The organism is Paenibacillus agaridevorans, from assembly GCF_018604145.1.
Taxonomy (GTDB): domain Bacteria; phylum Bacillota; class Bacilli; order Paenibacillales; family Paenibacillaceae; genus Pristimantibacillus; species Pristimantibacillus agaridevorans.
This window is the reverse complement of record NZ_CP075889.1, coordinates 8,299,630-8,318,776: the sequence shown is the minus strand read 5'-3', so window position 1 is coordinate 8,318,776 and position 19,147 is coordinate 8,299,630. Positions and strand designations below refer to the sequence as shown.

At 52.5% G+C, this 19,147-nt stretch carries 18 protein-coding genes; 6 read left to right on the top strand and 12 right to left on the bottom strand.

Annotation, left to right across the window (positions count from 1 at the left end; translation table 11 throughout):
- Positions 1-502 precede the first annotated feature (502 nt).
- On the bottom strand, positions 503-2,038 hold the full coding sequence (locus tag KJW29_RS33160; protein WP_214627827.1) for a sulfatase family protein: 1,536 nt from the start codon (positions 2,036-2,038) through the stop codon (positions 503-505).
- A gap of 112 nt (positions 2,039-2,150) precedes the next feature.
- On the opposite strand from KJW29_RS33160, the gene KJW29_RS33155 reads away from it, so the two are divergent.
- Together KJW29_RS33155 and KJW29_RS33150 are read left to right on the top strand one after the other, a co-directional pair.
- Positions 2,151-3,023: an AraC family transcriptional regulator gene (locus tag KJW29_RS33155; RefSeq protein WP_214627826.1), complete on the top strand. Its 873-nt coding sequence runs from the start codon at positions 2,151-2,153 to the stop codon at positions 3,021-3,023.
- A gap of 48 nt (positions 3,024-3,071) precedes the next feature.
- Positions 3,072-3,926, top strand: coding sequence for an AraC family transcriptional regulator (locus KJW29_RS33150; RefSeq protein WP_214627825.1), 855 nt, complete (start codon positions 3,072-3,074; stop codon positions 3,924-3,926).
- A gap of 417 nt (positions 3,927-4,343) precedes the next feature.
- Here KJW29_RS33150 and KJW29_RS33145 read toward each other — a convergent pair whose 3' ends face one another.
- The 3 genes from KJW29_RS33145 to KJW29_RS33135 form a co-directional block, all read right to left on the bottom strand.
- Complete coding sequence (locus KJW29_RS33145) at positions 4,344-6,452, bottom strand: ABC transporter ATP-binding protein (protein ID WP_214627824.1); 2,109 nt, start codon at positions 6,450-6,452, stop codon at positions 4,344-4,346.
- On the bottom strand, positions 6,439-8,196 hold the full coding sequence (locus KJW29_RS33140) for an ABC transporter ATP-binding protein (RefSeq protein WP_214627823.1): 1,758 nt from the start codon (positions 8,194-8,196) through the stop codon (positions 6,439-6,441). Before KJW29_RS33140 ends, KJW29_RS33145 begins: the two co-directional genes overlap by 14 nt.
- Before the next feature lie 647 nt (positions 8,197-8,843).
- A complete protein-coding gene (locus tag KJW29_RS33135; protein WP_214627822.1) occupies positions 8,844-9,899 on the bottom strand; it encodes a M42 family metallopeptidase in 1,056 nt (351 codons plus the stop codon).
- A 155-nt stretch (positions 9,900-10,054) separates the two neighbouring features.
- Here KJW29_RS33135 and KJW29_RS33130 point away from each other — a divergent pair, with 155 nt between their 5' ends.
- Positions 10,055-10,624, top strand: a complete 570-nt coding sequence (locus KJW29_RS33130; RefSeq protein ID WP_187103828.1) for an RNA polymerase sigma factor — start codon at positions 10,055-10,057, stop codon at positions 10,622-10,624.
- A 1-nt stretch (position 10,625) separates the two neighbouring features.
- Complete coding sequence (locus KJW29_RS33125) at positions 10,626-11,432, top strand: DUF4367 domain-containing protein (RefSeq protein ID WP_214627821.1); 807 nt, start codon at positions 10,626-10,628, stop codon at positions 11,430-11,432.
- Positions 11,433-11,535: 103 nt separating this feature from the next.
- Here the strand turns inward: KJW29_RS33125 and KJW29_RS33120 are convergent, their stop codons facing one another.
- From KJW29_RS33120 to KJW29_RS33105, 4 genes are all read right to left on the bottom strand, one after another.
- Complete coding sequence (locus KJW29_RS33120) at positions 11,536-12,012, bottom strand: hypothetical protein (RefSeq protein WP_214627820.1); 477 nt, start codon at positions 12,010-12,012, stop codon at positions 11,536-11,538.
- 89 nt (positions 12,013-12,101) lie between these two features.
- Positions 12,102-12,554, bottom strand: coding sequence for a GNAT family N-acetyltransferase (locus KJW29_RS33115; protein ID WP_214627819.1), 453 nt, complete (start codon positions 12,552-12,554; stop codon positions 12,102-12,104).
- A 5-nt stretch (positions 12,555-12,559) separates the two neighbouring features.
- Positions 12,560-13,195: a hypothetical protein gene (locus tag KJW29_RS33110; protein ID WP_187103824.1), complete on the bottom strand. Its 636-nt coding sequence runs from the start codon at positions 13,193-13,195 to the stop codon at positions 12,560-12,562.
- 53 nt (positions 13,196-13,248) lie between these two features.
- Positions 13,249-13,608, bottom strand: a complete 360-nt coding sequence (locus KJW29_RS33105; protein ID WP_214627818.1) for a GIY-YIG nuclease family protein — start codon at positions 13,606-13,608, stop codon at positions 13,249-13,251.
- Between the two features lie 242 nt (positions 13,609-13,850).
- Here KJW29_RS33105 and KJW29_RS33100 point away from each other — a divergent pair, with 242 nt between their 5' ends.
- Entirely contained in the window at positions 13,851-14,687 is an 837-nt protein-coding gene (locus tag KJW29_RS33100) for a helix-turn-helix domain-containing protein (protein ID WP_214627817.1), read from the top strand.
- Here KJW29_RS33100 and KJW29_RS33095 read toward each other — a convergent pair.
- From KJW29_RS33095 to KJW29_RS33085, 3 genes are all read right to left on the bottom strand, one after another.
- Positions 14,684-15,271, bottom strand: a complete 588-nt coding sequence (locus KJW29_RS33095; protein ID WP_214627816.1) for a LysM peptidoglycan-binding domain-containing protein — start codon at positions 15,269-15,271, stop codon at positions 14,684-14,686. The two genes, KJW29_RS33100 and KJW29_RS33095, sit on opposite strands and share 4 nt — an antisense overlap.
- A gap of 252 nt (positions 15,272-15,523) precedes the next feature.
- Positions 15,524-15,997 (bottom strand): hypothetical protein, encoded by a 474-nt coding sequence (locus tag KJW29_RS33090; RefSeq protein WP_214627815.1) that lies wholly within the window; start codon positions 15,995-15,997, stop codon positions 15,524-15,526.
- Between the two features lie 85 nt (positions 15,998-16,082).
- Positions 16,083-17,336 carry a mechanosensitive ion channel family protein gene (locus tag KJW29_RS33085; protein WP_214627814.1) on the bottom strand — a complete coding sequence of 418 codons (1,254 nt, stop codon included), beginning with the start codon at positions 17,334-17,336 and terminating at the stop codon, positions 16,083-16,085.
- A 255-nt stretch (positions 17,337-17,591) separates the two neighbouring features.
- Here KJW29_RS33085 and KJW29_RS33080 point away from each other — a divergent pair, with 255 nt between their 5' ends.
- Positions 17,592-18,374 (top strand): class I SAM-dependent methyltransferase, encoded by a 783-nt coding sequence (locus KJW29_RS33080; RefSeq protein ID WP_214627813.1) that lies wholly within the window; start codon positions 17,592-17,594, stop codon positions 18,372-18,374.
- A gap of 31 nt (positions 18,375-18,405) precedes the next feature.
- Here the strand turns inward: KJW29_RS33080 and KJW29_RS33075 are convergent, their stop codons facing one another.
- Positions 18,406-18,927 carry a hypothetical protein gene (locus KJW29_RS33075; protein ID WP_214627812.1) on the bottom strand — a complete coding sequence of 174 codons (522 nt, stop codon included), beginning with the start codon at positions 18,925-18,927 and terminating at the stop codon, positions 18,406-18,408.
- Between the last annotated feature and the right edge of the window lie 220 nt (positions 18,928-19,147).

Genomic DNA, 19,147 nt, shown 5'->3' with positions numbered 1-19,147 from the left:
AGCCATAGACGTTATTTACGCCTATGGACGCTCATCCGAGTTACTTTCCGAGCCATCGGCGTTTTTAAAGCCTACAGCAGCTCGTCCGCCTACTTTTTGGAGCCATAGACGTTATTTACGCCTATGGACGCTCATCCGAGTTACTTTCCGAGCCATCGGCGTTTTTAAAGCCTACAGCAGCTCGTCCGCCTACTTTTTGGAGCCATAGACGTTTTTTACGCCTATGGACGCTCATCCGAGTTACTTTCCGAGCCATCGGCGTTTTTAACGCCTACAGCAGCTCGTCCGCCTACTTTTTGGAGCCATAGACGTTATTTACGCCTATGGACGCTTATCCGAGTTACTTTCCGGGCCATCGGCACTTTCGTTTAAGTTCCTTATCGCTGCAGGCTCATTATCCACAGTCTGGAATGTCACATCATTTCTTAAACAAAAAATAGGCGCTCCGTCAACCGAAACTTTCGGTCGGGAGCGCCTTGCATACAATTAAACCCGTCAATGATTAGGCATGCCAAATACGCGGCATCGGCATGGATTCCTTGCCAAGCTCCGCCCATGCATACCGAAGCAGAAGCTCCGACTTAAGTCTGGCGCTGGCGGGCTCGTCCCATAAGTTGCGAAGCTCTCCGGGATCCTCCTGCAGGTCGAAGATTTCTCCGTAGGTCTGATTGTAGTAGACGGTGATCTTGTAGCGTTCGTCCACGTACGTCTTCTGGTGAATCGTCGTCGGCTCGTGCCGGAACTCGCAGAGCGCGTGATCTCTGGCGCTTCCTCGGCGGCCGAGCCAGACATCCTTCTGATCGACGCCCGTCATGGCGTGCGGAACCGAAATGCCGCAGAGTGACAGAAAAGTCGGCGCCAGGTCGATCAGGGATTGGATCGCGGACGATTGAGCGCCCGCCGGCACTTGTCCCGGATACCGCACAATGAACGGCAGCTTGATGAGATCCTCGTAATGGAAGCCGCCCTTCTGCTGCAGGCCGTGCTGTCCGAAGAAATGGCCATGATCCGTCGTGAACACGACGACGGTATTGTCGGCCAAGCCAAGCTCGTCGAGCTTATTCAAGATGGAACCGATATATTTGTCCATCATGCTGATCATGCCGTAGTAGACGGCCACCAGCTTCTTCCGGTCCTCTTCCGTCAGTCTCTTCTTGTCACCGTAGATAGAGTAATGATGGGAGCCGTAGCCATGAATGCCTCTTCCCGTCTCCATCCAGGCGGTGAAGTCCGGGTTCTCCTCTTGCGTCATGCGGAAGTGCGGCGGGTTGTTGTCATGCTCGCCAGGAATCGCGCTTGGAATCGTCAAGCTGTCCGGGTCGTACATCGTATCCCAAGGCTCCGGCACCAGATATTCCGGATGCGGATCGAAGAAGCTGGACCAGAGGAAAAAGGGCTCGTCTTCCTTCGCGTATTGCTCCAGCATGGCATTGCTCCGTTCCGCAATCCAGGTATTATAATGATACTCCTCCGGAATTGGCCACTTGTAGGTCTGGTTAGGATCCATATTTCCCGTCGGCGGCAAGAAATAATCACGCCAATTGGCGCAGCCCTTTTCTTCCATCCATAACGCGTAATGCTGCCCGACATGCGCCTCGTTGGTATGATTCCGCGCCAGCTCCGCATGCTCAAAGCCGTAGAACGGCTCGGCGAATGTTCTCCACATGTCCAAATCCTGAAGCACGGGATAGGCCTCCAGCGACGGGTATTCCTCTGTCGATTTCAACGGCTGGAAGTGGGCTTTGCCGATCAAGGAGGTCCGATAACCCGCCTTCAGGAAATCTTCTCCCACCGTATGGCGATCCTCCAGCAGCTTCGTGCCTAACGTCCAAGCTCCGTGCTGGCTGGGATACATCCCGGTAATAATGGAGGCGCGCGTCGGCGTACAGGTCGGGTTGGGACAGTATGCCCTCGTAAAAGTCGTGCCTTCCCGCGTCAGCCGGTCGAGATTAGGCGTATGAAGCTCGCTATGAAACGCGCCGATCGTATTCCAATGCTGTTGATCGCTCGTAATCAACAGAATGTTAGGTTTTTTCATCGTTCATCCTCCTCTTATGCTAAGATTATAAATAAGAATCAACGGAGATGACCATGTCTCGATGTTGGGGATACCTATCAATTTCTCAGATTGTTGGAGGAGGAGGATTCGCTTGTACTGGAAGGATTACGGCCATGAGCATGCGGAGTTTCTTTTTCATACGCCCGGCAGCTGGGAGCAAGAACAATCGGTATGGGTCGTGCGAGGCGGGCAAAGCGTAACCAAACCCGGTTATCAGGCCGGTCCGAAGCGCATGGACTGCTACAGTCTCCATCTCGTGACGGAAGGGCGGCTTGTTCTGCGGGAAGCCGAGCGTGAGATTTTACTGCTGGGAGGGGATTTGTTCTGCAAGTTCAAAGGGCGATCCTACACCTATCATCGCGATCCTGACTGCAAAAGATTGACATTGTCCTGGCTCGCTTTCGACGGACCCGGCGCGGAGTCTCTGCTTGGCTCTACCGGCATCACGCCAAGTCACCCATATTTGCGCGGCCGGTTCAGCTCCTCTTTACAAGCGGCGCTAATGGAACTGTTCCAGCTGATCCGGAACGCGCCGGGCAGCGACAGTCTGCCTTATGCGCTCGAGATGCAAAGCTTGCTGCTTAAGTTTTTCGCAAGCCTTAACCGAACTACGATGGAGAAACAGCCTGCCCCGTCTACTATGGAATGGGTACGCCAGAGCATCCGCTACATCGAGCTTCATGCGGCTGAGGGGTTGTCCGTGGAGCAATTGGCGGCGCTCGCCGGCATGAACCGCAATTATTTTTCGACGGCATTTGCGGAGCAAGTCGGCCTGTCTCCTCTTCAATATATAAGCAAGGTGCGCATGGACAAGGCGGCGGAGCTGCTGGACAGCACCGCCGCCTCGGTCACCGAAATTGCCTACTCGCTTGGTTACGGCAATCCTTTCGCTTTCAGCAGAGCGTTTGCCAAATATGCCGGCATGCCGCCCTCGGCTTATCGGAAGAGATCGCTGAATAAATAGAAAAGATGATGCAAACAAACCAATTAAACTCGGGAGGCTTACTTCACCATGAAACCATGGGAAATGATGCGGGATATGATCCGAATGAATTTCAAAGTTATGCTGGCCGGACATTCCCAGAAGCCGGCGGGCTGGCGGAACGGTCCCTACACCCATCGCTTCCACAGCTTGTGGCTGATTACAAAAGGAAAAGCGACCTTCGTGCTGAACGGCTCCTCCTACACGGCCGAGCCGGGCAAGCTGTTTGCTCTCCCCCCCGGCATGATCGTCGAGCGGATCAATGATGGCGAAGGCCCCATCGAATTTTTTTTCGTTCGCTTCGCTTACGCCGTTGCCGCCTACGAGGAGGATGGAAGCTGGACGCTGGAGAGCGACAGGGAGCTGCCGTTCCCCTTGTCCGGAAGCTATGCCATCACGAATATCCCTCCGCTCCTCAATTCGTTCGAAGGGATTATGAAGCTGATGAAACATCGCGGCCAGATCGTCCAAATGCGGCAACGCATCCTGTTTCTCGAGATCTTGACACAGATCATCTCGGATTTGCGCTCGCAGGCCGTGACGGGACATACAAATACGATGATCGAGTCGACCATCGATTACATGGTTAATCATTATGCCGAGAATATGACCGTAGAAGAGCTGGCCGCCATGGCGGGGATGAGCAGCAGCCATTACTCCCGGCTGTTCAAGAAATACGTCAGCGCGAGCCCCATTCATTATTTGACCCAGCTGCGCATGGACCGGGCTAAGGAGCTTCTCATTCTGTCGGATTACAAGCTGAAGGCCGTCGCCCAAAGCATCGGATACGAAGACGAGCTGTACTTCAGCCGCTTGTTCAAGAAATTCACGGGGCAATCGCCCTCGCAATATGCCAAAACGCACAAAGCCGCACCGAACAGCTAATCCGCTGCCGGTACGGCTTTGTTCACGTATAGGACAGACCAAGCGATTGGGAATCTAACGGACTCACGCGACACTATTAGCCCGTTTTACTCCTAGATCAAATGCTAAGGGACAGGAGCGACATTATATGGCTAAAATAAAGCCGAAAGTTGTTCGGATGGTGCAGATAAGGTTGTGCGTGTCCGTTAGATTTTAGAAACATCATCTAATTGAAGAATAGCGACGTTCCTGTCCGTTAGAAGGACAGACTCGCACAACGGAGCGATCGAACCACCCGTAAGGGTGATTATCGCCACTTCGCGGCGGTCGTCACGCCCAAACTTCCATCGCTACTTCGCATTTGTCACGGTTAACGTTCCGCCTGGACCCGTCGCTCCATCGCGATTGTCGCGACTAACGCTCCGCCTGGACTCATCGCTACTTCGCGATCGTCGCGGCTAACACTCCGCCAGCTCTCGCTGCCGCGCCCCGCTGCTCCTTCGGCCCTTCATCGTTCTGCAGCTCGTAAAGCTTGCGATAATGCCCGCCGCGTCTCATCAGCGTATCGTGATCTCCCATCTCCTGCACACGACCCTTGTCGAGGACGATAATGTTGTCCGCATGTCGAATCGTCGACAGCCGGTGCGCCACGATCAGCGTCGTCTTGCCCTTCGACAAACGCAAGAGCCCGCGCTGCAGCGTCTCCTCCGTCTCCGTGTCGATATGCGAGGTCGCTTCGTCCAGGATAAGAATGTCGGGGTCGCTTACGTAGACGCGAAGGAACGCCAGCAGCTGCTGCTGTCCGGAGGACAGCTTGACGCCTCGTTCGCCTACGGGCGTCTCATACCCTTGCGGCAGCCGTTCGATAAATTCGTCCATCTCGAGCTCCCTTGCCGCGTGGCGAATGTTTTCGTCGCTCAAGTCCGCCCGGTTCATCCGGATATTGTCGTAGATGTTGCCCGTGAAGACGAAGGGATCCTGCTGGATAACGCCGACGGATTGCCTCAGTTGATCCAGCTTGTAGTCCTTCACCTCTACGCCGTCGATCCTCAGACTGCCCCTCTGAATATCGTAGAATCGGTTAATCAGCCCGATAATGGAGCTTTTGCCCGCTCCCGTCGCGCCAACGAAGGCTACCGTCTCGCCCGGCTTAATGGAGATGTTGATATCCTTCAGCACCCACTCCTCCTTATTATAGGCGAACCAGGCGCGCTCCAGTCGAATGGCTCCTTTAAGCGGCCGTTCGATCTCCTTCGCGTTCTCTCTGTCCACGATGTCAGGGCGTTCCTCCAACATCTCGAAAATTCTCTCCGCCGAAGCCAGCGCCGTCTGAATCTGCGTGTAACGGTCGGCCAGCGCCGTCAAAGGCTGGAAAAACTGTCTAACGTAAGTCGTGAACGCGTACACGACGCCGAACGTGACTCCGGCAGCCAGTACGGAATGCCCTCCGTACCAGACAACAAGCGCAAGGGCCAGATTTCCGACGAAGCCGATCATAGGGTTAAAGATGGAGTTATTGACGCTGCCCCGCATCCCGGCGCGATAATGCTCGTCATTAAGTTTCACGAATTCGTCGAGCTGCTGCTTCTCCCGGGTGAACATTTGGACAATCGTCATGCCGCTGAGGCTCTCCGCAAGGAAGGAATTCAATCTCGACAGCATGAGCCGGGATACGCGCTGAGCTTCCCTGATGATCCCCTTGAAGTAGAAGGTTACCAAAACCAGCAAAGGAATAACGGCGAACGATACCAACGCCAGCTTGACGTTAAGCACCAGCATAATGGAAGCGATGCCGACCAGCATCAGAACCTCCTTGGCCAGATTGACGATGACCTGGGAATACAGCTGATTGACGGCTTCCACGTCATGCGCCACCCTTGTCACCAGCCGTCCGACGGGGTTGCGATCGAAGTAGGAGGTTTGCAGCTTCGACAAGTGGCTGAACATTACATTGCGCATGTCGAAAATAATTTTTTGCCCCGTATTCGACAAAATGACGGACTGCCAATACGTAAAGATGCCCGTTACCGCCACATTCAGCACAAAGAGCACCGCAAGGATGATCAGACCGGAATAGTCTTGCTGACGGAACGCCGCAATCTCTTCCTTGGAAAGCGCATAGCCCTCTCCTCCTGCAGCAGAACCCGACTCCCCGCTCCGGCCTTCTTGCAAATAATAAGCGCCGTCGCGCTGAGAGATGCTGGCGGAATAAATGCCCTCCGGCCAAGTTTCCCCGCTCTGACTTACGCGGTAATACGTCCGTTCTCCCAGTACGATCGGCTTGCCCTGCGTGCGCTCATCCCCTGCCAATCGAGCCAACGAAGCGGCATCCGTTACATAAACCATCGGCTTCATAAGCCCGTTAATCCGGTCGTCAATAGCCGACTTTACGAGCAACGGCTGTGTGACGGCCGCGCCAGCGACAAGAAGGGCGAACAGCAGCGAGACGGCGAGGCTTCGCCAATACGGAACGGCGAAGGCCATCATTTTGCGCCATAACAATCCGTCCTTCACGCCGGTTAACCGTCGTTCATTATGAATATCCAAGCGAACCCTCCATTCCGGTCTTCATTGTCTGCTTATTGTAAGTCGAAGCGTAGAGTCCCCCGCGCCTCATGAGAGAGGCATGATCGCCGCGCTCCACAATACGTCCCTGATCCATAACGACGATCTGATCCGCATGACGGATAGCCGAGAGGCGATGACTCGTAATGATGGTTGTGCGTCCCTTCATCGCTTTCTTCAGCCCTTCCAGAATCCTCTCCTCGGTCTCGGCATCCACCGCCGACAAGCTGTCGTCGAACACCAATATGGCCGGCTCCTTGATTAGCGCCCGGGCAATACTGACACGCTGGCGTTGACCGCCGGACAACGATACGCCGCGTTCTCCAAGGGAGGTGTCAAATTTCCCGGGAAATTCCACGATATTGTCATAGACCTGCGCGACCTTTGCCGCTTCCTGAATGTGCTCCTGTCCGTAACCTCCAGGATGGAAAGCAATATTCTTGCCGATTGTCGTCGAGAACAGCATATGCTCCTGCGGCACGAAGCCGACGGACTCTCTCAATTGCCGCAATGGAATATCCATAATATCGTGATTGTCGATCACGATTGTGCCTCTTGGCGGGTTATAAAGCCGCAGCAGCAGATTGACGAGAGTCGTCTTGCCGCTTCCTACCTTTCCTACGATGGCAAGACTGCTTCCTTCCGGCACGTTCAGATGAATGTTGTCGAGCGCTGCCCGCTTCTGTCCGGGATAATGGAAGGTCAATCCCTTCACGTTTATGGCGCCTCGCATTTCCTCTACGGAATGAACATCCTTTGCATCGGCCACTGCAGGCTCCGTATCGAGTATGTGCCGCAGCCTCACGTCGACCGCTTTGCCCCGCTGCAAGATGTTAATGACCTTGCCAAGGTTCTCGACCGGTGCGACAAGCATGGTAAGGTACGTGTTGAAAGCGACGAAATCGCCCATGCCTATGCTTCCCCTCATCACGAGCAAGCCTCCGAATACGACGGACAGCAAATAACTGACTCCTACAATCGCCGAGCTTATGGCCGTAAAAAAAGAATTGGATTTGTTGAGCTTGCAGTTCGTCTCCAGATTGTTCCGGTTGTCTTCCTTAAACTTATTCATCTCAGGCTGCTCCTGAACGTAACCCTTCACGACCCGAATGCCGGCAACAAATTCCTGCACGCGGCTCGTCAGTTGACCAACCGCTTCCTGCACAAGCGTCGTTCGCTGCTCGATCTCCCCCCGGAACCGGTACGCAAGATAAGTCAGCGCGGGAAGCGGCAGCAGCACCAGCAGCGTTAGACCGATATGGACGGTGCCCGCCATCGCGGCGATGGCGACGCCGATCAGCACGGCCGCCTCGATGGTAGAGAAAACGCCCATCATGCCTACCTCGCGCATAATGTTAATGTCGTTCACGGCATGGCTCATGAGGTCGCCGATCCGCTGCTTGCCGAAGTATTCGCTGGGCAGGCTCTCCCACTTCATAAACAATCTCTTCCGGATATGCTTCTCCAGCAATCTCGCCAACCGGAATAAATAGATCCGCCCTGTCGAACGGAAAAACGCCGCCAGAAATCCGACGACGACAATCCACAACGCGATAGACAGAATTTGACCCGCCGTAATGCCCTCTTGCACAAGGTCGGCGAAACTCCCAAGCAGCTGCGGAATGACAAGCTGCAGCAGACATGATATGGACAATAACACCGCGCCAAAGACGTATTGCATTTTGTGATTCATCAGATGTTCTTTGAACAATGGCTTGGATTTCACCGTCACGCCCCCTATTTTCTTTGCTACTGCATTAAGTTTACTCCTCATCCCCCTCATTAAACATGGATATTCAAGCTCACTTTTATGGATTATTCTGCTCATCCAAGTCTGGAGAAGCTGGCTGTTCGACACAAAATGCTGCTTTCTACAGCTGCTTTCTACAATAGAAATTTCTTCCTCATGAAGGTCATCATCGCTCTTTATGGATAAAGGGAAAAATGCCCACTAATTCCCCCATCCTCACCATCGTGGGAGCTCTAGAGGTCCAATCCTCCCTCTAATTCTGGCCAAATCCCGCTATTCGTGCAGAACCCATACGATTAGAGGGAGCTTTTCCCTTTATAACATCCCTATAGCGTGTTTTTAATAAGATTAGAGGGAGCTTTTCCCTCTCTTTTCGGATTATGCATGCGTTTAACGATAAGAGGTTTATCACCAACTGAGCAAGAAAAACAAAAAACGGCCAAGCCCTTAACGGGCTTAACCGTATATCGTGCAACAATAGAACAGTTGGATTTCTCCATACTTGACCGGATCATTCTCATAAATGTTACACGCTGAGCCCCCAGAAGGCGGCGACTGCCGGTTCACTTGGTTTCCATGACGTAAACGAGCAGTTGAGCCCCCAGAAGGCGGCGACTGCCGGTTCACCTGGATTCCATGACGTAAGCGAGCAGCAGCGCCGCCGTATTAATGACGGCTTCCTTATGCGTGCGCTCCATGCTGTGCGACGCATGAACGCCGGGTCCGAGCAGCGCCGCACGGATGTTGCTTCCCCCGCGTAACGCCGCCGTGGCGTCGGAGCCGTACTGCGGATAGATATCGACCGCATAAGGCAGCCCTTCGCGCTTTGCAAGCTCGATCAGGCGGGTCGTCATGCCGTAATCGTAAGGCCCGCCGGAGTCCTTGGCGCAGATCGACACATGCCGCTCGGAGCCGGATAGATCATCGCCGAGCGCTCCCATGTCGACCGCCAGCAGCTCCGTAATGTCAGGCGGGATGTAGGCGTTGCCATGGCCGACCTCCTCATACGTAGAGATGATCAGCTTCAGCGTATGCTTCGGCGTTCTCCCCTCCCGCTTCAGCCATTCCATAAGTCCGAACAATGCCGCTACGCTTGCTTTGTCATCGAGATGCCTGGACTTGATCCAGCCGTTATCCAGCACCCTCGTGCGAGGATCCCAGGAGATAAAGTCACCGACGGAGATGCCGAGCTTCTCCGTCTCCTCCTTCGACTTCACGGATTCGTCGATCCGGATTTCCATATGAGCTTCCTCGCGCTTTAGATCGCGCGCATCCGAATAGACATGAACCGATGGCTTCGTCGTCAGCGCGGTTCCTTCGTACTTGCGTCCGTCTCTCGTATGAATGAGGCAATATTCGCCTTCCACGCTGTTCATCGAATAACCTCCGATCGGCGTAAAGCGAAGCATGCCGTTCGACTTGATCGACCGCACCATAGCGCCGAGCGTATCGACATGCGCGGAGATGCCGATTACAGTCGACTCCTCTTCGCCCGGTATCGTAATGATGCCCACGCCTTTGGGCGTCAGCTCCATTTCATACCCGAGTCTCCGCGCCTCTTCCCCCACATCATTCATAATCTCCATACAATAACCGCTTGGGCTTGGTATACCAAGAAGCTTTACAAGCTGCCGCACCATATATTCTCCGTCTAAACTTGGGTTTAGCGAATTCGTCATAGGCTCGCTCCTTCCTCTTATCAGCCTCCATTGTATCGCCACGATCTGAAGGACGCAAATCTACGCTCACAAGTGGGATCGGATACGTTATAATGACGGAAGATAGAGTGCCGCAGAGAAGCGGCCTATGCCAAAGAGGGGGGTATCCAGGCTAGATGCAAAGCACGATGTTCCACCTGACCACAGCACGCTTTGAAGTGTTATCCCCAAATATCCAGAGGGAGATCTATCAAGAATATTACCGATACGTATACCCCAATATTATTTATATGGTACAAGATCATGCGACGACGGAGGACATTATCCAGAACGCGTTTATGAAAATCATTCGGAACGTGCCGCAAGCTGAGAGCGAAGCGCATCTCAAAGGCTGGATGAAGGTCGTCGTGAAGAACGAAATCTATAATTATTTTCGAAAACATAAAAAAAATCGCAACGTTATCGATTCTGACAGTGTTTATATTAAAGAAAATGCAGAACTGGCAACCGATTCCTCTGCGCTGGAGGACGAGATCGAAATCAAGCTGATGGCGGAGGAGCTCTCCTCCTGCCTGACGGAGCTCAAGCCGGAATACCGCGCGCTGATCGAGCTAAGGTGGAAGCAGCAGCTCAGCTACAAGGAAATGGCTGCCGAGCTCGATACGACGGAGGACAAAGTGAAGTACAAGTTATACAAGGCCAGAGAAGCGATGAAAAAACAATTTGCGAAAAGATGGGGGGAATAGAATGAATCGCGAGGAATTCGATATATTATTCGATCAAGCCTTCGACGAAGCTGCGCACAGCTCCCAGCTTGTACCCGACCCCGGGCCTTCCTGGGCCAGAATTCAGAAGAAATTGGCCCGAAGGGCCGCAATAAAACGCCGTTTAAAGCTTGTACCTTATATCGCCGCCTCCTTCCTGCTGGGAGCATACCTGTTCGGAACACCCGCTGTAACCACTGCCTTCAAGCCCGTCATCGAAGCGGTTACCACAATCAAGGACGGGGTTCTGGAATTGACAATCGGACAACCGAAGACGAACGGCACGCTTCCCAAGACGGCTCCCCCTCCCGGCATTGCGGAGGATGGCGGGTCGAATAAGTCCGACGGCCAGGATCTTTCGTACCGCGGTACGAATCCCATTCGACATGATACGCTTAAGACAGCGGCGAAGCATCTGAATTTCGCTTTGCCGAGTATCGTTCATGTTCCGGATTCGTTTGCGCTTACCGAAATTATAACCTACCGCCATCAAGATTCGGACAAAGGCCAGCAATTGTCGCTTCTGTACGAACGGGAGTCGGGGGAGAGCGGCCTATACCGCATTTCAATCCGGAAGATAGAAAAAGATCAGCGAATGAAGATATCATCGGATGACCCGGACATTGAATCGGAAATGACTTCAGTCAACGGATACGAAGCCTATCTCCAAATCACCAGCGAGGGATACGCGAGCCTTCAGTATTTCGCGAACGACCTGCATGTCAACATTTTCGGCATTTTGGACCGGGAGGAGATCATGGAGATCGGCAGCAATATCCAATGGCGTTAGCGAATAACGCGGCAAAGCCTCACGGAATAATTCCGTGAGGCTTTCAAACGATCGGCCAGCCAAAGCTGTCCCGGGCAGACGATGCTTCGGGACAGCCTTACTGCTAACTGGCCAGTACCGTGACCGAATATTCGACTTCGGATTCGTGCACGCTGCCATGCGTAACATAGTGCGTAACCTTGGCCCTATAGTAATAACCTGTGCTTACCACCTTATCGACAGAATCGGATAAATAAGATGTGTCGCTTGCCGTACGCGTTGTCGAGGAGCCGACGTCAATCCAGGCCGTTCCCGTATAACGCTGCAACTGGACCGACGCGCCTATAGTGGACACGCTGCTCTTCGCCGAAGTCGTTACGGAAATACGTACAAATCCGGTATTATCCTGAATAGCAATCGACGAGCCGAGCAAATAAGTATACCCGGTATAGAGCGCAAGCGGCTGAATCATGTCGGGCGGCGGCGATGTGAGCGGTTTTGTTCCCCCGTTGTCCGCGAAGACAGCTTGTCCGCCTGCCATCAGCGTAACAAGAACGACCAGAATTAGGAGAAACGACTTACGAAGACCCTTTTTTGCCATGTTTACCATCCCTCTCTCTTATGAGAATAGTCCTACAATGGTATAACACCGCAATCATGGTTTAGGTTGTAAAAATTGCAAAAAATATTTTATTTCATTTCTCTAACTAATGATGAAATAAAAAATCCCGGAGCAACCTCTATCTCCCTCTTCTCCGTAAACCCAAAACGCTTGTACAAAGCGATCGCGGGACCGTTCTCCTTGCCTGTGCTTACGGTCGCGCGATCCGGCGCCTCCCGCTCCAGCACATGCTCCAGCAGCTTCGTTGCGATGCCCCTTCGAAAGGCCGAGGGATGGACCACCAGTCGGCATATGTCGAGCTCCGGCCCCGATTTCTCATAAGCAATAAGTCCCAGCAGATTCTCCCCATCGCGATATCCGACAAAAGTTTCGTTGCATGCCATAATATCCGCGACGGTGTCCCGCAGAGCGGGAATGCCGTCGAATCCGAGCAGCTCCGCCTCTATCCGATAAGCAGGAAGCTGTACGTCCAGAATAGCGGCAGCGATCGTTGAATTCCCGTGCTCAAGCTGATGAATCATAGTCGTTACTCCAGACCGTGTTGCTCCCGAATATTATACAGTCCCTGGATCAGAATCTCTGCCGGATCGCGGTTTAGCAGATGATGCGTAATCAGAACATGCAGCGGAATGGCGCATACGTTGTTGCCATCTTTTATCGACGGGAATCCCGCTTCGAATACAGGGCCGTGTTCGGGTACGAAGCCCAAGCCCGCATGAACCTGCTCGGGAGCGAATTCCTCGCGCACGGCCTCAATACAATGCGGGACAAGCGTTTTGTCGATCAACGCCTTCGTCTCTTCTTCGCCCGACGGCGGATTCGGCAGTCCTTTGCCGCCTTCCTGCTTCATCATCTCGAAGAAGAAGGAAGACAGCCATTGCGCCGGGTCATTGCCCGATTGGAATCTCTGAATCAGCTCCTGAAGGAAAAATCCGCATGCGTACACGCTCTTTGAAGCATCCCGCACTTGGAATACAAAGATCGGCCCGTATCGCTCCTGATTGACGATCTGGCCAGCAACCTCTTCGAAAAACATTTTTAATGCCGTCATGCCGTTATGATATACGGCTTTGAGCAGCTCTACCATCTTTTCGTTGTTGTCATTTGTTTGATTGTCATTGCCGGACGCTTGTGTTTCCGGCTCGGTCGTCTCTTTAGACATGTCAGCATCACCCACTACCATCATATCATTACCGGACCGCATTGCTCCAGTCCTCATTCTCGAGGCGGCTTATTGTATCCCCTCTCGCCATATGGCTGAAGCTTTTGAAGCCATGGCTTCTCCAACTGCTTCAACGCCCACTTTATATCCGTAATGTCGCTTGTATCCTTCTGTTCCAGAATGTCGAACGCGAACGCCGCTTCCCCCAGCTCGCGCCAATCCTTCTGCAGTTCGAGATTCTTGAACCTCCCCATCTCAAGCTGCGTTTTTATGCTCGGCCATTTATTTTTGAGATTAGGATAGCTGGCAATATACAACTTGCCGCTCTCCTTATTTTTGATTTGCACGACGCCCATATAGGTTTTCATTTCCTTATATGCTTCCTGCAATTCCTTCCGCCTATTCCGATCCATTAGAGTTCCCAGCCTCCTTACTTATCCTTCTCATATCGCATTCCGGATTTCAGTTTAGTAATTTAGTAATTTAGTAAATTACTCGTTTATTATAAAACGGCTTCCTCTCATCGTCAATCCATCAATCTTTAGATGATCACTCAACTCCGGGTTGAATTTTCGAAAAGCTCAATTTACAGGTTATTGTTTCGGGGATCCTTCTCGCCTACAATGAGAACAAAGCAAAAGAAGGAGCGTACAGCATGAAGGAAATGTTGGCGAGAAACATCAGTATATACCGTAAAGAAAGAGGCTTGACGCAAGAGGAGCTGGCCCGGAGACTCGGCCTGTCGTTCCAGGCTGTGTCCAAGTGGGAAAACGCTCAATCCATGCCGGATGTGGCCGTGCTGCCGGAGCTGTCGAGGACGCTTCAGGTCAGCATTGACAAGCTGCTGGGTTACGCCTTGCAGGAGAAATCGATTACGATCTACGAGGAAGAATATCAATCGGGAGACTATTATTGGGGGACGGAGCCGAATGCGGCTTGCTACGAGGTGCTAAAAGCGATGCCTCCGGTAAAAAGGCTTAAGCTGCTGGATATTGGCTGCGGCGAAGGGAAAGATGCCGTTTTCTTTGCGCGGAACGGGTACGATGTATCCGCGTTCGATGTGACGGACGCCGGCATCGGCAAGACGAAACGTCTCGCCGAGCAGGCAGGCGTCCAAGTGAATGTGTTCAAAGCCGACATTCTGGATTACCGCCTGGATGCGCACTACGACATTCTGTACTCCAGCGGCGTGCTCCATTATATAAAGCCGGACTTCAGAGAGGACATCTTCGACAATTACAAACGTTTCACGAATCCAAACGGCATGCACTGCTTTAACGTGTTTGTCGACAAGCCGTTTATTGCGCCGCCGCCCGAGAAGGAGCCTTACGCCTACAAATGGCATTCCGGCGAGCTGTTGTCCCGCTACCGCGATTGGTATATCGAAGACAGCTCCGAGATTGTGTTCGACTGCAACTCGTCAGGCATTCCCCATCAACATGCGATGTCAACGATCATCGCCAAGAAAGTCCCGGCTTTCTCCTCTCTTTAGAACGGATTCGGAATTAGCAGCGATTGCCCAAGCTTGATCGTTCCGGAGACGCCGTCGATTCCGTTGCTCTTGGCAATCGCGGCCACGTAATCCGACTGTTTATAATACTTGGCGGAGATACTTTGCAGAGTGTCTCCTTCTTTCACTTGATGCGAACGCTGTCCGGAAGGCGTGGGGATACTAAGCGTCCTGCCTTTCTTAAGTTCCGTGGTTCCCGTCAAGCCATTAACCTGCATCAGGATGCCGATATAATTGCTCCGGCTAAAATATTTGCCGGCGATGGCAAACAAAGTGTCGCCTTTGGCCACGGTGTAATGATCCAGCACAAGGGGATCCTTCAGCTTCAGCCTTGCGCCCACTTTTAGCTTGGCCTTGGGATCGAGACCGTTCTGCTTCGCAACCTTAACGTAGTCGCTTGTCAAATAATGCCGCTTCGATATGCCGTATAACGTATCCCCGGCCTTGATCCCGTAATAAATGCTAATCCCCGCATCGGCCTGCCCGCTCTTCGCGTGAGCGAAACTCGGCGACGATGCAAGCGCGAGTACAGCCAGACTAATGACCCATTTTCGCATTCTCGTCATCCTTCATCACACCTTCTGCCATATTCTTTGGGCTCACTGCTTTCGCCGCCATACGGCAAGAATCCTTTAAATTTCGCAAGCGTCCCGGGAAAATAATCCAATCGTAACAGGTTGCCAAGACACGTCCGCAGAACTCGGGGCGTAAGGACTGCGTCCCGAGCCTCCCACTCCAACCGCGCATAAAAAGAAAAGAGCGGGCAGACGTCGGAGGCGTCTGCCCGCTTATATTTCACTGCCTTGATTATCAATGGATTATTCCAAGTCGTTCATAAACAGCTTGTTGGATTGCGAAAAAATGGATGGCTTCAGCCTGTCCAGCTCATACTTTAGCAAAGCTTGTTCCTTTAACGTATGCTCGCACAGCGCCTTCACGGTATCGAGCTTGGCGTCGGTCATCTGGAGAATGCCCAAAATATCCTCAGCCTGTGCCTCTTCCATTCGATCGAGCTGAGCCTGCACGGAGTCGAATCGAGTATCCATCGTCTGAAAGCGGTGCTTCATTTCACCATCCAACTCATCCAAACGGTTATCCATGACTTGGAACCGAGCTTCGAACTTTTGATCCATTGCTTCGAACTTTTGATCCATTGCTTCGAATCTCTGATCCATTGCTTCGAACCTCTGATCCATTGCTTCAAACCTGACATCCACTTTGTCGAACTTGTCCATGACTTGCTCGGTTAAGGTGACCAACAACGATTCGATTCGAGTGAGCTGCTCCGACATGACCCTGACCTCCATTCTGCGATTGGATCCAGTATACCATAATTCGACCTTTTTTTGTCAACAAAAAAGGGAACAAGCGTTCTGTTTAATAATTTGTGGAGGATCGTTCTCCCTGCAGCATTCCCCTCATATCCGCACCGGAAGGACTTTGGAAGATACGAAGACCGAACTCGGGCGCCACGGCAAAAATATGATCGAAAATGTCGGATTGCAAGCCTTCATAAACCGCCCATGCCGTATCGTTAGAGAACGCGTAAATTTCAAGCGGCAGTCCATGTTCCCCTGGCTCCAATTGTCGAACCATACGGGTCAAGCCTTTGTGCACCTTAGGATGCTCTTCGATGTAACGCTGCAAATAAGCCCGAAATACGCCGATGTTCGTAAGAGCTCTTCCGTTTACCCTGTTCGCCGTATCGATCTCATGCTCCTCGTTGTAGTGTCGGATTTCCCGTTCCTTGTCGAGGATATAGTCGCTTAATAGATGAATGCCCTTAAACTTCTCCAGCATCTCCGGCGTGCAGAAGCCTATGCTTGCGGCGTCGATATGGACGGAACGTTTAATGCGGCGGCCGCCGGATGCTTGCATCCCCCTCCAGTTGATGAAGGAATCCGAGATCAGGGCGTAAGTGGGAATCGTCGTAATCGTTTTGTCCCAATTTTGCACTTTGACGGTGTTCAGGGAGATGTCCAAAACGTCTCCGTCCGCTCCGTATTTCGGCATGCTGATCCAATCGCCCACGCGTACCATGTCGTTGGAGGTGAGCTGGACGCCGGCCACGAGTCCCAGGATGGAATCCTTGAAGATGAGCATGACAACGGCCGACAAGGCGCCGATTCCGCTAAGCAGAATAATCGGGCTTTCGCCGATCAGATTCGAGATGACCAGAATGCCTCCGACAATGAAGACGACGATTTTGACCACTTGAATGTAACCTCGGATCGGTCTCATTTTGGAAATATCGTAAGTGGTGTATACGTCGTTCAGCATATCCAATAGGGCATCTAAGACGATTAACATAACGACGACCATATAAATCATGACGCCTTTAGCAATCAAGTGCTGATAGGTCGGGAAGCTGAATGAGAAATAATAAATAATGATGGCCGGAACAATATGCGAAAGCTTATGGATGACTCTTCGTTCCAGCAAAAAACGTCTCCACTGAAGCTTGCTCTTGCCTACATAAGGCGTGATGACGCGAAGCACGACCTTCTTGGTCAGCCAATTGGCCAACATGCAGATCAGCGCGATCCCCGCAATCGTGATAATCGTCGCGAGATAACTCGCCATCTTCTTCTGAATGCCTAAATCAATGAGAAAATCGAGAATGTATGACATGTTTGCCTCCTAACCTGTACGTTCTAATCATGTTGTATAGTGCATGCTTTAAACTTTGCCGTTCGTTTTATCCTAACGAAACCAGCTTCCCGCGTCAATTCGACATGTATTCTGCCAAGCTGCTTCACGACGAAATCCAATAAACGATCAATCGTTTATTCATTATTCCTATAAGCCAATTCTGAATAACTATTTCCCCTTCTCCTTAAGCAGGCAGATAATAAGAGACATCAAAGCCGGAAAGGATGAGCAAATATGGGGCAAGCGGAGAAGGGCCAGGCATGGGATGCCAAACATTACGACGATCGAATCGGATTCGTATCAAGGCTGGGCAAGGGACTAATCGAGCTGCTTAAGCCGGAGCAAGGAGAACGCATCATCGATTTGGGCTGCGGAACGGGAGATCTTGCACATGAGATTTCGCATGCTGGCGCAACCTGCGTCGGACTTGACTACTCCGAGGATATGATTAAAGCCGCCAGGAGCAAATTCCCCGGACTGTCGTTCCGCGTAGCCGACGCGGAGCAGTTCCGATTAGAGGCGGGCGAACAGCCGTACGACGCCGTATTCTCGAATGCCGCGTTGCATTGGATGCTGAAACCGCAGGAAGTGATCTCCTCCATATGGCAAGCGCTTCGGCCAGGCGGAAGATTCGTGGCCGAATTCGGAGGCAGCGGCAATGTCGGTACCATTATTGCGGCTCTGACGGCGCAGCTGGAGCTGGCTCGCGTGGATTGGAGGGCTCGGTTTCCGTGGTATTTTCCCACAGTTGGCGAATATACCTCACTGCTGGAGAAGCAAGGCTTCGAGGTTCGTTACGCAGAGCTGTATGATCGTCCTACCCCGCTCGGCAGCGGCGATGAAGGCATGCGCAATTGGCTGCGCGCCTTCGCGGGACCGCTGCTGCAAGGCTTTCGGGAAGAAGAGCGGAACGCCATTATTACGCGATGCGTAAATGATCTTGCCCCTCATCTGTTCCGCGACGGCGAATGGATCGCCGACTACCGGCGCATCCGGATTGCAGCCGTGAAGAGATAGCGGGTTCATAGCGGAAGGCAGGCGGATGCTGTCAGGAATTCGGCTTGGACAACCGGTAGAATTCCCGATAGAGCTGGAGCAGCTCCGCCTCCTTGACCGCGATCAGACTGGAAATTTCCTGCATGCTGAGGCGGATGTTCGCTTCCTCTTCTTCCGCCTCTTCGCTATGCTCCGAATGCTCCGAATGCTCTGGATGCTCCGGTTGCTCCAGCTCGCCGGCTTCTTCAAGGGACGTCTCCAGCTCCTCTTCATCGCCCGCCTCCAGCACGAAGCCGAAGGTCTCAAGCACCCACCTGTCCGCCGCTTTCCTGCCGTATTCCCGGTAGATGCTCGCATATCTCTCCAGGGTCGCATTCACGGTTTGCCTACGCTCCCAGCCCAGGATCGACATGGCGTCCTTGGCTCGCGAGACGGCCAACATGAGCTGGAAGTCGTTCAGCTTCCCCCGCAAACGCTCGATATGATCAATTTCATTAATCAGAATGGGATACACGTTAGAGAACTCTACCGCCTCCAACACCATTTCTTCTTCTGTCACTATTACAGGTTCCATTACTGTTCATCCCCTCTATCGGTTGTCACGGACAAGCCCCTTATACCATTCGCGCCTGCTTGACGAATTGGGACTGACCGTTTCTGGTTGTCGTTCTGTCAAAGAATAAACAGCGTTAAGCCGATGGCGAAATCATATACTTCCCTACAAAAAAACGGCACGGCAAATGCTCCCGTACCGGTCTGGCAGGTTCCGCCCATAAACCTAATGGACAAAATCA